Origin of the sequence: Prauserella marina, assembly GCF_002240355.1 — a bacterium.
GTDB classification, from domain to species: domain Bacteria; phylum Actinomycetota; class Actinomycetes; order Mycobacteriales; family Pseudonocardiaceae; genus Prauserella_A; species Prauserella_A marina.
Map to the genome: position 1 here is coordinate 4114256 of NZ_CP016353.1, position 13646 is coordinate 4127901.

Annotated in this window: 13 protein-coding genes; 6 read left to right on the forward strand and 7 right to left on the reverse strand. The window is 68.6% G+C overall.

Annotation, left to right across the window (positions count from 1 at the left end; all coding sequences use genetic code 11):
• Positions 1 to 4: 4 nt before the first annotated feature.
• The 5 genes from BAY61_RS19285 to BAY61_RS19305 form a co-directional block, all read right to left on the reverse strand.
• Positions 5 to 658, reverse strand: a complete 654-nt coding sequence (locus BAY61_RS19285) for a TetR/AcrR family transcriptional regulator (protein WP_091808303.1) — start codon at positions 656 to 658, stop codon at positions 5 to 7.
• Between the two features lie 40 nt (positions 659 to 698).
• Positions 699 to 1094 carry an FAD-binding protein gene (locus tag BAY61_RS19290; protein WP_091808301.1) on the reverse strand — a complete coding sequence of 132 codons (396 nt, stop codon included), beginning with the start codon at positions 1092 to 1094 and terminating at the stop codon, positions 699 to 701.
• 12 nt (positions 1095 to 1106) lie between these two features.
• On the reverse strand, positions 1107 to 1928 hold the full coding sequence (locus BAY61_RS19295; RefSeq protein ID WP_211323536.1) for an IclR family transcriptional regulator: 822 nt from the start codon (positions 1926 to 1928) through the stop codon (positions 1107 to 1109).
• Positions 1929 to 2020: 92 nt separating this feature from the next.
• Positions 2021 to 2437: a hypothetical protein gene (locus BAY61_RS19300; protein ID WP_091808298.1), complete on the reverse strand. Its 417-nt coding sequence runs from the start codon at positions 2435 to 2437 to the stop codon at positions 2021 to 2023.
• A gap of 85 nt (positions 2438 to 2522) precedes the next feature.
• The gene (locus BAY61_RS19305; protein WP_143021414.1) at positions 2523 to 3662 is read right to left on the reverse strand and encodes a hypothetical protein; all 1140 of its coding nucleotides are present in this window, start codon (positions 3660 to 3662) and stop codon (positions 2523 to 2525) included.
• Between the two features lie 387 nt (positions 3663 to 4049).
• Here BAY61_RS19305 and BAY61_RS19310 point away from each other — a divergent pair, with 387 nt between their 5' ends.
• The 4 genes from BAY61_RS19310 to BAY61_RS19325 all read left to right on the forward strand — a co-directional run bounded on the left by BAY61_RS19310 (position 4050) and on the right by BAY61_RS19325 (position 9216).
• A complete protein-coding gene (locus BAY61_RS19310; RefSeq protein ID WP_245865253.1) occupies positions 4050 to 7217 on the forward strand; it encodes a ThuA domain-containing protein in 3168 nt (1055 codons plus the stop codon).
• On the forward strand, positions 7214 to 8068 hold the full coding sequence (locus BAY61_RS19315) for a sugar phosphate isomerase/epimerase family protein (RefSeq protein ID WP_091808292.1): 855 nt from the start codon (positions 7214 to 7216) through the stop codon (positions 8066 to 8068). Before BAY61_RS19310 ends, BAY61_RS19315 begins: the two co-directional genes overlap by 4 nt.
• A gap of 154 nt (positions 8069 to 8222) precedes the next feature.
• Positions 8223 to 8564 carry an MmcQ/YjbR family DNA-binding protein gene (locus BAY61_RS19320; RefSeq protein ID WP_091808529.1) on the forward strand — a complete coding sequence of 114 codons (342 nt, stop codon included), beginning with the start codon at positions 8223 to 8225 and terminating at the stop codon, positions 8562 to 8564.
• 109 nt (positions 8565 to 8673) lie between these two features.
• Entirely contained in the window at positions 8674 to 9216 is a 543-nt protein-coding gene (locus BAY61_RS19325; RefSeq protein WP_211323535.1) for a dihydrofolate reductase family protein, read from the forward strand.
• Between the two features lie 102 nt (positions 9217 to 9318).
• Here the strand turns inward: BAY61_RS19325 and BAY61_RS19330 are convergent, their stop codons facing one another.
• Entirely contained in the window at positions 9319 to 10164 is an 846-nt protein-coding gene (locus BAY61_RS19330; protein WP_091808290.1) for an alpha/beta hydrolase, read from the reverse strand.
• Positions 10165 to 10179: 15 nt separating this feature from the next.
• The gene (locus BAY61_RS19335) at positions 10180 to 11397 is read right to left on the reverse strand and encodes an ROK family transcriptional regulator (protein ID WP_091808288.1); all 1218 of its coding nucleotides are present in this window, start codon (positions 11395 to 11397) and stop codon (positions 10180 to 10182) included.
• 136 nt (positions 11398 to 11533) lie between these two features.
• Here BAY61_RS19335 and BAY61_RS19340 point away from each other — a divergent pair, with 136 nt between their 5' ends.
• Both BAY61_RS19340 and BAY61_RS19345 read left to right on the forward strand, forming a co-directional pair.
• Entirely contained in the window at positions 11534 to 12631 is a 1098-nt protein-coding gene (locus BAY61_RS19340; RefSeq protein WP_091808286.1) for an ABC transporter ATP-binding protein, read from the forward strand.
• A 42-nt stretch (positions 12632 to 12673) separates the two neighbouring features.
• Positions 12674 to 13573 carry a hypothetical protein gene (locus tag BAY61_RS19345; protein ID WP_143021413.1) on the forward strand — a complete coding sequence of 300 codons (900 nt, stop codon included), beginning with the start codon at positions 12674 to 12676 and terminating at the stop codon, positions 13571 to 13573.
• Positions 13574 to 13646 lie beyond the last annotated feature (73 nt).

A 13646-nucleotide genomic window follows, 5' to 3' on the forward strand; every position in this document is an offset into this window, starting at 1 on the left:
CTCGCTAACGGAAAGGCTCGCGCTCACGCAACAACATGCGGCAGGCCACGCGCACGTCGGCTGCCATCTCGGCCGGTTCCATCCTCCCGTTGAGACACCGCATCAGAGAGCCGTGCCAGCAATGCACGAGCAGCCGCGCGATCCGCACGTCCTCACCGACCGGGTCACCGATACCCAGTGCCAGCAACACGATCCGCCCGAGTTTGTCGTCGTTGCGATCGGCTTCGGCGCTCGTTCCCGCGTGTGCCGCGTTGTTCGACTGGATCATCGCTCTGGCCAGCAGTGGTCTCGCCAGCAGCCGCCTTCCCGCCTCGACGAGCAGGGCCGCGACGGCTTCCCGCGATCCCCTTACGCCTGAACAATCCACTGTGGACACCCCAGATACCTTGGAATGCGCGAATGAGCCCAGGGTGTCCTCTGCGAGCCGGTCGAGCTGGTCCCCCATGACGGCGGTGAACAACTCCGTCTTGGACGGAAAGTAGCGGTACAACGTCGCGATCGCGACGCTGGCCTGCTTCGCGACCTCCTGCATTTGCACGTGATCCAGCTCGTACTCGCCGCCGAGCCTGGCCGCCGCACGCAGTATCCGCCGGACCCGAGCCTGCTGTGTCGGCGAATGCGGCTCCGCGGGCGCTCGTACCTCGCCGATTCGCGGCATCGGGCCCCCACGCGGTCGATCGTCCAAGTACCGGCAAACCCTACCGGCGGCGGTGGCTGGGCGAGTGTGCTGACCGCTGAGCGAGACACTGCGAAGCCAGCGCGTCGTCGGCTTCGAGGTGATCGACAAGCGCCGCGCCGTTGCCGACGAACGCGTCCTGGAGGCTCCTCGGCGTGCGGTCACCGACGACGGCCCGGTAATACGTCCTCGCGGCCTCGATGGTGTCGGTGGTGTCAATGTTGTCAGCGCGGCGCAGCACGGCGTTGCACGGCAACCACATGCCGCCACCTGAATAGGCCGTCGTGCCACCGACGAAGCCGGTGGCCTCGGCGACGACGACGGACAGTCCCGCTTTCGCCGCCGTGTACGCGCCGGTGAGGGCACCTCCGCCCGACCCGATCACCAGAACGTCGCAGTCGTGGGTCCATTGCCGCATGCGCGTGCCTCCTCACCCGATCGCCCGCCGGACGCCAGAGTTCTCGGGCGCGAAAGGAACCGGTTCGGGCAGCAGCGCGCCGGACACCCTGCGAGCCGCGTCGATCGCGAGCGGGGCGACCCGCTCCAGCGGCGTGGTGTCGGTGCCGACCAGCGAGATACTCGCCACCGGACCGTCCGGACCGCGAACCGCCGTCGCGACACACGCGATGTGAGGGAAGCACTCGCCACGCTCGAACGCGAGACCACCGCGCCTGCGAACCCGGTCGAGCTCCCTGTGGAAAAGGCCGAGGCTGCCGATGGTGCGCTCAGTCCGCCTTCCCAGCGTTCGCGGGTAAAGGCCGTCGACAGCCTCGGGCTCCAGCCAGGCCAGCATGGCCTTGCCCAGCGCCGTGCAGTGCCCTGGCGCCGACGCGCCGACCCGCGAAGGCACGGCCGAGGCGAACCGGCCACCTACCTTGTCGAGGTAGACGACCTCCGCGCCACTGCGTACCGCCAGGTGCACGACCATGCCCGTGCGCAGGGCCAGTTCGTGCAGCAACGGCGCGGCGGCGTGCCGGATCGCCGCGTGCGCCTGGTCGCCACCGCCGAGCCCGATGGCCCTGCTGCCGAGCCCGTAGCCGGTGGCGCCGTGTTCGAGCCATCGCAGCCGGACGAGCTGGTCGAGAATGCGGTGCGCGCTCGACCGGGGCAGCCCGGTGAGCCTGGTGATGTCCTCCAGCGTGAGCCTGGTGATCCTGGAGGGAAACGCGTCGAGGATCAGCGTGATGCGCTCGACCATGGACGGCGGTACTCCGCGCGGCAGTTCGTCGGCGGCGGTAGCGGTAGCGGTCATGGACACCTTCCCGCACGAAACTGAAACGAATTCTCGTCCCGACGTTAACAGTGCAGCTCCACGCAGGGAAGGTACAGAGGAACCTGTATCAGTTAGGTGCGCGACACCCTGGCCCGCACCGCGGAGACGACGCTGACGAACCAGGCGATCAGTACGACAGCGGCGCCTCCCCCGAGGAGCGTGATCCACACCCAGTCGACGGAGCCGTTCGCCGGGTACACGCCACGCGGATTGCCAGTGTCCAGCGCGTCGATGGTCTCGCCGACCGCGGAGACCCCGCCGCCTGGCACGAGTGCGATGTCGCGGCGCTCCGGCGAGCCGTCCGACGGCACGAAGTCGCCGTAGTACATGGCCGAGCCCCGCGCCGCGCTCACGACCCTTGTCGCCGTGAACTCACCACTGACGCCGGAACCGAAGCTCGCCGCGAACGCCGAGGGCGCCTCCCGCACGGCGAGCACGATGATCAAGACCGAGATCAGCGGTGCCAGCAGCCGCCATGTCCAGATCACTCAGCCCCCAGCCCGCAGCCTCGGTGGTGGTTCGACCACCGCCGATGAGCCTAGCGGGCCGGGGGTGCCGTACCCACCGGACGGTTCACAGGGCGCCGAGCGCCGACAACGCGGTCTCGGCGAGCACGACTCTGCCCGCGAGGCAGGTCGCCGGACCGGCTTCGCCTGCGGTCGAGCCGAGGTCGAGCGAGAGCACCTGGCCGTTGCCGAACTCCGCGGACACCACACACCGATCGGGCGTCTGCTCCGTGCGCAGGGGCAGCGGACCGAGGGATGTCTCGGTCACCGTCGCCCCCTCGGTCGCGGGCAGCCCGGCGAGCCCGGTGGATTCGGCGGTGACGAGCGCGTCGAGGCTCAGGTCGCCTTCCTCGAAGCGGCACAGGTCGCCTCGTTCGTCACTCTCCTGCCGCCCTCCCTCCGAGGAAATGCCGAAATAGACGACGGAGGTGCCGACGACATCGCAGGCCGTACCTCCGGCGAGCGCGTCATCGGGAGGCCCTTGTGGAGCGTCCGGATGCGGCGTGCCACCGGCGAGCGGCACATACCTGGCCGCGAGTGCTTCGGCAGCGGAGAGCGCCATGTCGCAGTGCGCGTCGCGGTCACCGCCGTCGTCCCTGGCGTAGCCGTCGACGGCGAGCGAACCCAGCGACCGCACATCCAGTTCGACGCTGCAATGGGTGCTGTCCTCCGAGTAGCCGAAGTCGTACTTGCGCCCGGTCAGCCCCGCCACCTCGACCGGCTCCATCAGTTGCGAGTCCTGCGTGACCTCGTTGTACGGCTGGTACGTGCGGACTTGCACGACGGTGTTCTCGTCCTGCTTGATGAACTGGCAGCCCGTTCCGGAGACCCCCGCGCGGGCGAAGCCCAGCCGCTCCATGTCCGGCATCGCGTCGTCGGTCCACGCGCACTCGGTGTCGACGGGCAGCGGCAGCGGCTGATCCCATTCGGCCGTACTGTGCGCCTCGGCGGTGTTCTCCGGTTCGTAGGCGGGAATACCCGCCTCGCCCGGTGGCTGCCCGTTCCCGCGCGCCGCGTCCCCGCCGGATTCGTCCCCGCCGAGCAGGACGACCGCGGTCACGGTAACGGCCGCGACGACGGCGACCGCGATCGCGGAGAGGGCAATCACCTTGCCCCGCTTCGGTTGCCGGGGCCCGCCCGGTCCTGACGCGTAAGCCTGTGGCGGCCCCTGCGCGGGAAAGCCCTGCCATGACTGGGCCGGTGGCACGTGCCGACCCCCATGCGGCACGTGCCACTGTGGACCCCCCTGGGCCCCGTTCCGATGTGTCATCCGTTCCTCAGCTCACTCACCCGGCCGCGCGAGTACCGGCAACCGATTGCCGGGATTCCCGACGGTCGTCGGCCACACCAGCGCGGGCGCGATCATGCCGCCCGCGAGTGGCACTCGGGTGGTACTCCGGTGACAACGGCCCCGGTATCGCGTGATCACCACTCCTCCGAATGCCGTATTGACTTGGCGACACGGCGAAGTAGCGTGGTATACGCCATCAAGAAAGCGCTTTCACGCGACGATCGAGCAGCCTGAGGGGCGGGCACGAATCCGGCGACGTTGCCCGCTGCCGCTCGCAGCACTCTCACCGTGGAGAGGAGTCCCGTGTCCTTCTCGCGAAAAATGGCCGCCACACTGGTGGCCGTGTTGATCGCCGGACTGGCGGCCGCGTTGCCGGCCTCGGCGGCGAAACCCGCGTTCAACCTCCTGGTCTTTTCCAAGGTCACCAACTTCGAGCACGACTCGATCAAGGCCGGCGTCAAGGCCATTCGCGACCTCGGCGCCAAGAACGGGTTCACCGTCACGGCCACCGATGACGCGAAATCCTTCACCGACCGCAATCTGGCGCGATTCGACGCCATCGTCTTCAACAACACCAATTCCACTCCGGAATCGGGCGACCTGCTCGACGAGAATCAGCGGGCCGCGTTCCAGCGGTTCGTAGAGGCAGGCGGCGGTTTCATCGGCATCCACGCCGCGTCGGCGAGCGAGCGCGACTGGCCGTGGTACGAGGGACTTGTCGGCGCGATCTTCGACAATCACCCGGAGCCGCAGGTCGGCAGGGTCAAGGTACTCGACAGAGTCCATCCGTCCACAAAGGATCTCCCAGAGCTGTGGGAGAAGAGCGAGGAATGGTACAACTGGCGGGTCAACCCGACGGGCAAGGTGCACACGCTGGCACAGATCAAGGTCGGGGACGGCGTCACCGGACTCGATCAGGGCGTCGACCATCCGTGGTCGTGGTGCCAGAACTACGAGGGCGGCAGGTCGTGGTTCACGGCGGGAGGGCACGACAAGGAGACCTTCGCCGACCCGCTCTTCAGGACACATCTGCTCGGCGGGATCAACTGGGCGGCAGGCGCCGTTCCCGGTGACTGCTCGGCGACGCAGACCGGAAACTTCCAGAGCATCCCGCTCGTCACCGAAGGTCTGGCCGACCCGTTCGAACTGGCGGTCGCCGAGGATCGCAGGGTCTTCTACATCCAGCGCACGGGCGCGCTGAAAGTCGTCGACCAGGAAACCCTTGAGACGACGACCGCGCTGGACTTCGCCTACTCGTCCGACATGACGAGCCAGTCCGACGGGCTGCTCGGGCTCACCCTCGATCCCCGCTTCGCCGACAATCAGTGGCTGTACCTGATGTACTCGGACAAGGAGAAGGCGCAGCTCAACGTATCCAGGTTCACGGTGTCCGAGGACAACACCGTCGACGAGGCGAGCGAGCGGCGGCTGCTGGAGATCCCCACCTTCCGGGGAGAGGGAAGAGCGAACTCGCACATGGCCGGTTCGCTCGCGATCGACGACGGTGGCGATCTGTACATCGCCACCGGTGACAACACCGATCCCTTCGCCTCCGACGGGTTCAGCCCGATCGACGAACGCGAGGGCAGGCGGGCCTGGGACGCCCAAGGCACGAGCGCGAACACCAACGACCTTCGCGGCAAGGTCTTGCGGATCACGCCACAACCGGACGGCGGCTACACCATCCCCGAAGGCAACCTCTTCGCCGAAGGCACGGAGGGAGCCCTGCCGGAGATCTACGTCATGGGGTTGCGCAATCCGTTCCGGATCACCGTCGACTCGCCTACGGGGGCGCTGTACGTCGGCGACTACGGGCCGGACGCGCGGCAGGCGGATCCGCAACGAGGTCCGGAAGGGACGGTCGAGTTCCTTCGCGTGACGGAAGCCGGAAACCATGGCTGGCCGTACTGCGTCGGCGACAACATCCCGTTCAGGGACTACGATTTCGCCACCGGTGAATCCGGTCCCGAATTCGACTGCGCCGCACCGGTGAACGACTCGCCCAACAACACGGGGCTTCGCGAGCTTCCCGCCGCTCAGCCCGCGTGGGTCCCCTACGCCTACTCCGCTTCGGCCGAATTCCCCGAACTCGGCACCGGTGGCGGCGGCCCGATGGCCGGTCCCGTCTACCGCTACGACCACGACAACCCGCTCGTCACGAAGTTCCCCGAGTACTTCGACGGCAAGTGGTTCGCCTTCGAGCTGACGAGGCAGTGGTTCAAGACGATGTCGGTCCAGCAAGAGGACCAGAGCTTCACCGATCCGCGATTCGATCCCGCGCATTCCGGTGACCTGCTCTCGATCAACGGCATATTCGACGACATGTCATGGACTCAGCCGTTCGAAGCGGAGTTCGGACCGGACGGTTCCCTGTACGTCATCGACTTCGGTGAGGGAAGCGGCACCGGGCGCGGCGGCAGCAACGAGGGCGCCGGTATCCACCGCATCGACTACGTCGCCGAAGGCAGGGTTCCCAGCGCGGCGATCGGCGTCTCGGCCGATTCCGGTCCCGCGCCGCTGACGGTGGAGTTCTCCAGCGAGGGATCGGGCGGGGGCGACGGCGAGCCCGTCAGCCACGCGTGGGACTTCGACGGTGACGGCACCGTCGACTCCACGGAGGCCAACCCCGTCCACACGTTCACCGAACCAGGCCAGTACCGGACCAGGCTGACCGTGACCAGCACGACCAGCGAACTCACCGCCGTCGCGGCCTCGGTCATCACGGCGGGCAACACCCGGCCCGAGGTCACGATCGAACTGCCACCGCACGGCGGCATGTTCGACTGGGGCGCCTCGATCCCGTTCGCCGTCCACGTCGAGGATCCAGAGGACGGCGAGATCGACTGCTCCCAGGTCGTCGTCCAGTCCCAGCTCGGGCACGACGATCACCTGCACCCGATGGACAACGTCACCGGATGCACCGGCGAGATCAAGACCGACACCGGTGACAGCCACGGGCCGGGGCAGAACCTCTACGCGGCACTGAGCGCGCAGTACACCGACGGTGGCGCGCCGGGTGTTCCCGGTCTCACCGGCTCGGCACACCTCACGCTGGAACCGAAGCACAAGGAGGCCGAGCACTTCGAACAGAGCGAAGGCGTCGAGGTACTCGACCGGCCCGGCGCCTCGGCAGGCAAGCGGCTCGGCGAGATCGAGCACGGCGACTGGGTCGCCTACGATCCGCTCAACCTCACCGGCATCGACTCCGTGACGGTCACGGCGAGTTCGGGTGGCCTCGGCGGGGTCATCGAGTTCAGGGCCGACGGCCCCGACGGCGAACTGCTCGGCTCCACGGACGTAGGCAACACCGGCGGCTGGGACGACCTGGTGGATTCCACGGTCGCTCTGACCGACCCGGGACGGAGCTTCACGCTCTACGCGGTGTTCGTGAATCCGGAATGGACACCGGAGAAGGACGACCTGCTTTCGATGGATGTGCTGCAATTCAACGGAAAGGGTGTGCAGCAATGAGAGCGAGCAGGCGTGGTTTCCTCCAGCTCGCCGGAGGTGCCGCCATCGCGGGAGCCGGGGCGCTCGCCTCGGCCGGTCCCGCCGTGGCCGTATCCTCGCGGCGGGTGGTCCCGCCCGGCCACATCGGCATCCAGCTCTACACGGTGCGGTCACTGATGACCGAGGACGCGCAGGGAACGCTCGACGCGCTCGGCCGGATGGGCTACGCCACGGTGGGGGTCAGCGGTCTCTACGGCCACTCACCGGCGGAGTTCCGCGCCATGCTCGACAGGGCGGGGTTGCGGGCGGTGCTGACCCACCTGAGCCTCGACGCCATCGGGGGCGACTGGCAGCGAGAGCTCGACGACGCGCACGTGCTCGGCGTCGAGTACGTCGTGGTCCCGTCGCTGCCGGGCTCGTTGCAGAACCCGGCGGGCTACCGCCAGGTCGCCTCGGAGTTCAACGTCGCTGGCGAGGCGGCGCGGGCCGCCGGTCTGGGGTTCCTTTACCACAACCACGGGTTCGATTTCGACACCGTGGACGGCGAGGTGCTTTACGACATCCTGCTCGACGGTACCGATCCGCGATACGTGGACTTCGAGCTGGATCTGTACTGGATCGTGCACGCGGGCTACGACCCGGTCGCCTATTTCCGGCGTGCTCCCGGCCGGTTCCCGGTGCTGCACGTCAAGGACAGGGCCGTCGACGGGTCGTTCGCCGATCTCGGGTACGGAACGATCGACTTTCCCCGCATCTTCGGTCAGCGCCGGTATTCCGGCACGCGGGAGTACGTCGTCGAGCACGATCAGCCGGTCTCGCCGTTGCTGACCGCGAAGCGTGGGTACCGGTACCTGCGCACGGTCCGGTTCTGAGTACTCGCCGGGTGGCGGGGGCCGTGCCCGCCACCCGGCGAGTCCCCCGTCCAGGGCGACGAGATCCGCATCCGGGACGACGAGATGCCCCTTCGTGCTCTGTTCCCCGGCGGTGATCGCCGGATTGTCGGTGCCGTCGGCGAGAATGTCCGGCATGGGAGTGCGAGCCGACCAGTTTCTGCGAATCGTCAACGACCTGGCCGAGGTCGACAGTGCCGCGTCAGCGGAGTACACCTCGTTCAGCGTGCGCGGCACACGGTTCGGCTATCACTGGCCGAAGACGCGGACGGTTGGTCTCAAGCAGACACTGTCGGAGCAACAGGCGCTGGTCTACGAGCGGCCGCAGGTGTTCGAGGTGCAGTTCACGACCAGCGGTTTCGGCTGGGTCGTCGTCCAGCTCGCGAAGATCGACGCAGCCGAACTCGGCGAACTGGTCTACGAGGCGTGGCGGCTGTCCGCTCCCGAAACACTCGCCGAGGAGCACCCCGTGCCCTGATCCGGTGGCGTGCTTCACAATCTCCCCTCGACACGATCGCGGCCGATGAGTTTCCCCCGAGCCGGGAGTCGAACCCACGACGGCAGATCGTCCCGATAAGGAGAAAAGCATGGGAAGAACGCTGGTGCACGTCTCGATGTCGCTCGACGGCTTCATCGCGGGCCCTGACCACAGCATGGACTGGATCTTCGATTACGCGGGTCCCAACGAGGAGGTCGACGAGGTCATCGCGACGACGGGAGCGATCCTGAGCGGACGGCGCTGCTACGACGTCGGCCGCGACACCAGCGGACCGGAGGAGACGAACGAACCGTTCGGCGGAGCGTGGAGCGGGCCCCAGTTCGTGCTCACCCACAACCCGCCCGGCGACGAGCGGGATCCCAGCATCCGGTTTCTGGACTGTCCCGTCGCCGAGGCCGTCGCGACGGCGCACGCCGCGGCCGGTGGCGGCAATGTTCTCGTCCTCGGCGCGAACGTCGTCCAGCAGTGTCTCGCCGCCGGACTCGTCGACGACATCCTCATTCACCTCGCGCCCGTGCTGATCGGTGAGGGAACCAGGCTGTTCGGCCAGGTCGAGCAGCACATCAAGCTCGAACCGGTCAGTGTGACGCGCGCCGGAAAGGTCGCGAATCTACGGTTCGCCCTTCGCTGACCGTCCTCACGCGATCCGCTGCGGCTCCATCGTGAGCGGATCGTCGCCGGAACCAGTGGTATAGACCATGCGCTCTCAGTGACACCCAAGGCAAGTCGCTGGTCAACCCGCCAGTTCGCCGAGCATGGTCGCGGCCTCGGCCGGGTGCACGACGAACCTCATGTGACTACTGGTCAGTGACCGGACATCGAACGGGTTGTCCGGAGTCAGCGCGTCGGCCTCTTTGATGAAGCGATCCTGGAGCGCCACCGGGATGGAGCGGTCCTCGGTGAGCCGGATGTAGGTGCGCGGCACGCGACCCCAGGTGTCGGCCCGTGCCCGGTCGGCCTCCGTGCCGATGTCGAACATCTCGTCGGGCTCAAGCAGGTTGAGCACGGCGTGGAATTCCTCGTCGGTCCCGTCCTCCAGCATCGTGCGCTTGAGAACGGCAAGCAGCGCGGGATCGGCCGTCCGCCAGTTCATCCTGATCGCCCCGAGCGAGGCGGGGTCGGCCACGACGACGCCGAATGCCTCCGGCAGCAACGATTCCGCGTTCTCCGGCGACTCGCTGTATTCGGCGCCGCTGACATCGACGGGGCACCACGCCGAGATGTAAACCATGCGGGCGATCAGTTCGGGGTGGTTGTTTCCCAGCGAGGTCAGCGGAAATCCGCCCCTGCTGTGGGCGACCACGATGACGGGCCCGTGCTCACCCGCCCTGCGCACGACATCGGCGAGGTGTTCGGTGGTCTCCGCGAGCGTGATCCCCGCCATGGCCGAGGGCGTGGTCGCCAGCGCGGCCGGGTCCTGCGGGGCCTGGTACCCGGAAGGGAAGGTCGCCGCGTAGCCGTGACCGGGGAGGTCGACGGCCAGTGAGCGGTGTCCGGCGAGTGCAAGTTCCCGCTGCAACGGCGCCCAGTAGAAGGAGTTGCCGTTGGACCCGTGAACGAACACGAACGTAGAACTCATCCGTCCATTTTCGCATCACGCGGCGAGCCATCGCGCCGGTGACCTGATCAGCTCACGGGTCACCGTCGCCGCCGCCGTTCTCGCCACGATGTCGGCAGGCATGGCGGACACGCGCACCACGAGTTCCGTCGCGAGCGCGGGACTGCGCTTCGCGAGCGCGGCACGGACGGCATCGGTCAGCGGCTCCCCCAGCGCGGCGAGCCGCCCGCCGAGCACGATCAGCCCGGGATCGACGGCGGGGACGAGGCCACCGAGTACGTCGCCGAGTGCCGTGCCCGCGCGCCGTACCGCGGCGAGCGCCGCGCGATCTCCCTCCGCGAGCAACGCGGGCAGCGGGCCCGCGCCGCCGGTGAGCCGCGAACTGGCGGGCCTGCCGGTTCCGGCAGCGGTCAGGATCGCCTGCTGGCCCGCGACGGTGTCGAGGCAGCCCATTCGCCCGCACCCGCAGCGTTCGCCACGCGCCCTGACCCTGACGTGCCCGATCTCCCCTGCCGCTCCGTTGTTTCCTCTGAGCGGCACGCCCTCGTTCAGTACACCGGCGCCCAGCCCGAACTCGCCGCCGACATAGACGAGCGGGACACCCCCCGCTCCGCCGGACCATTCCTCGGCGAGCGCCCCGAGCCGGTCGCTGTTGTGTGCGGTGACCGGGATACTGCCGCCGCCGAGCCCGTCGAGCCGGGCCCCGAGCAGGCGGGAAAGGCCGGTTTCCGGCCAGCCGAGTCCGGCCGACGACACGGTGGCGGTCTCCGGCCGCCCGCCGATCCTGCCGGGTAGCCCCACCGCGACTCCCGCCACGACGTTGTCCGTGCTGTTGGCCGTGTTGAGCAGGCGCCGCAGCACTGGTTCGGCCGCCCTGACCGCCCTCGCCGGATCGCCGCGCAGATCGTCGGCCTTGCGAAGGGCCCTGTCCCTGACCCTGCCGGTGAGGTCGACGAGGCAGCCCGCGACGTGATCGGCCTCGATCTGCAATCCGATGGCGGCCGGTCCCAGCGAGTTGAGCACCAGCAGGTTCGCCGGCCGCCCCGGTCCGCTCACCCTGCCGGTTCCGATTTCCCTGAGCAGTCCGCCCTCGATGAGTTCGCCGGTGAGCTGGGTGACGGTGGACTTCGTGAGCCCGCTCGCCTCGGCGAGTCGTGCCCGCGACGAGGACCCCTCGGCAGCGGCGAGGCGCATCACGAGCGCGAGGTTGTGCTCGTGCTGGCGCACCGGTCTGGCAGGTGAATCCGCTTCCACGCCGCCTCCACGGACTAGGTTTGTTCGTCTATTGGACTATTTAACTCTAGTCACCGGAGAGCGGTGTCGGCTAGACAGTGTGCACCCGGCGGGCCAGTAGTGAGGGCCCGCACCGCATGGAGAGGACTCCCGCATCATGGCCGATGTCGCGTTCCGCGAAGCGTCCCGCGTCTACCAGGGCAACCCGCCGGTGCGCGCCGTCGACACACTGTCACTCGACATCGCCGACGGCGAGTTCCTCGTGCTGGTCGGTCCTTCGGGGTCGGGGAAGTCCACGGCGTTGCGCATGCTCGCCGGTCTTGAGGACGTCGACGAGGGCACGATCACCATCGGCGGCAGGGACGTCACGGATGTCTCGCCGAAGAACAGGGACATCGCCATGGTGTTCCAGTCCTACGCGCTCTATCCGCACATGACGGTCGCGGAGAACATGGGATTCGCGCTCAAGATCAAGCGCATCAGCAAGACGGAGATCGCCTCGCGCGTCGAGGAGGCGGCGAAGCTGCTCGATCTGACCGACTACCTCCACCGCAAGCCGAAGGCACTCTCCGGCGGTCAGCGGCAGCGGGTCGCGATGGGCCGCGCGATCGTCAGGGAGCCCGCCGTGTTCCTGATGGACGAGCCGCTGTCCAACCTGGACGCCAAGCTCAGGGTGGAGACGAGGGCGAACATCACCGCGTTGCAGAGCAGGCTCGCGACGACCACGGTCTACGTCACGCACGACCAGATCGAAGCCATGACCATGGGGCACAGGGTCGCCGTGCTCAAGGACGGCGTTCTCCAGCAGTGCGACACTCCGAGGACGCTCTACGACACGCCGGGCAACGTGTTCGTCGCGGGCTTCATCGGCTCCCCCGCCATGAACCTCACGACCGTGCCGCTGACCGCCGAGGGCGCGAAACTGGACGGCCTCACCGTGCCCATCGCGCGCGACGTGCTGGCCGGGGCGGACGCGAGCCTGCGCGAGGTCACGGTCGGGATCAGGCCGGAAGGGCTGCGGCCCGCCGATCCAGGCGAGCCCGCGCTCGAACTGAAGGTGGAGCTGGTCGAGGTACTGGGTTCCGACGCCTACGTGTACGGCCAGGTCGACGTCGGCGGCAATCTCGAACGGTTCATCGTGCGCACCGAGGTGCACAACACCCCTTCGTTCGGCGACACCATCAGGGTGACGCTGCGGGACGCGGGCGCGGCGCACACTTTCGACCCCGAGTCGGGTATCCGCCTGACCGGCTGAACACCGCTGGTGTACCCGGCCGAGCGCTGAGAAAATGGCCCGATGTCCACACCTGGGCCCTACGGCCATTCCAGCCAGCCCGGAGCGGGAGACGAGCAGGTGCCCGGCGCGCCGCAGGGCGCATGGCCGCCGCACGCTTCCCAGCCAGGTCAGCCCGCTCAACCGGCGCCTGGCGGGCAGGCGGGGCAGTTCGGTCAGTACGCCCAGCCCGGTCCCGCGCACGCCACGGGGGCACCTCCGCCCATGCCTGGCGGGTCCGGGCGATCGGTAGCGAGCCGTTCGTTACCGGTCGCGGTGTTGTGTGTGCTGGCCGCCGCGCTGACGGTCGCCGGTTCGTTCATTCCGTTGTTCTCGGGTGAGCTGAGCCTGCTCGGCACGCGCCAGCTTTCGATCGGCATCACCGCGTGGGGGTTCGACACGGACGCGCCCACGCGGGAGGGCGGCGTCGCGGTCAATGGTGTTCCGCTGGTGTTCGCCGCGGTGCTACTGCTGGTCGCCGCGGCGCTCGTGCTGTTCACGGCGCGCGCGAGCGGCGCGGCCAGGCGCGGGCTGGGCGCGGCGTCCGTCACCGGTGCCGCCGCCTTCCTGGCCGGCACGGTATGGACGGTCGGAATGCAGGCGGCGAGCTGGGTGGACACTTTCCGGCCGACGGGCGACGCGGCAGGCGATTCCGACGTCGGCGTCGACGCGGGGCTGAGCGCGGGTATGTGGCTGCTCATCGCGGCGGCGGTTCTCGCGCTCGCCGGTGCGGCATGGGCGCTGGTGGCGCTGCTGCCCGCTGGGGAGCGCGCGGAGCCCGTGACGCCTCGCTACGGGTTTCCCGCCCAGCAGGCACCCCGGCAGCCGTGGGAGGCAGGGCGTCCGGGTGCCACTCCCCCGCCTTCGCCGCAGTACCCCGGCGCCGGGCCGGAGGAAGGGCAGGGACCGGCGAACCGCGCGTAGCGCCGCACGGGTGACGTGCCGTTTTTCCGCGCAGGGGCACGGGTAGCCGGGACGCGGGGATCACCGGTGGTCA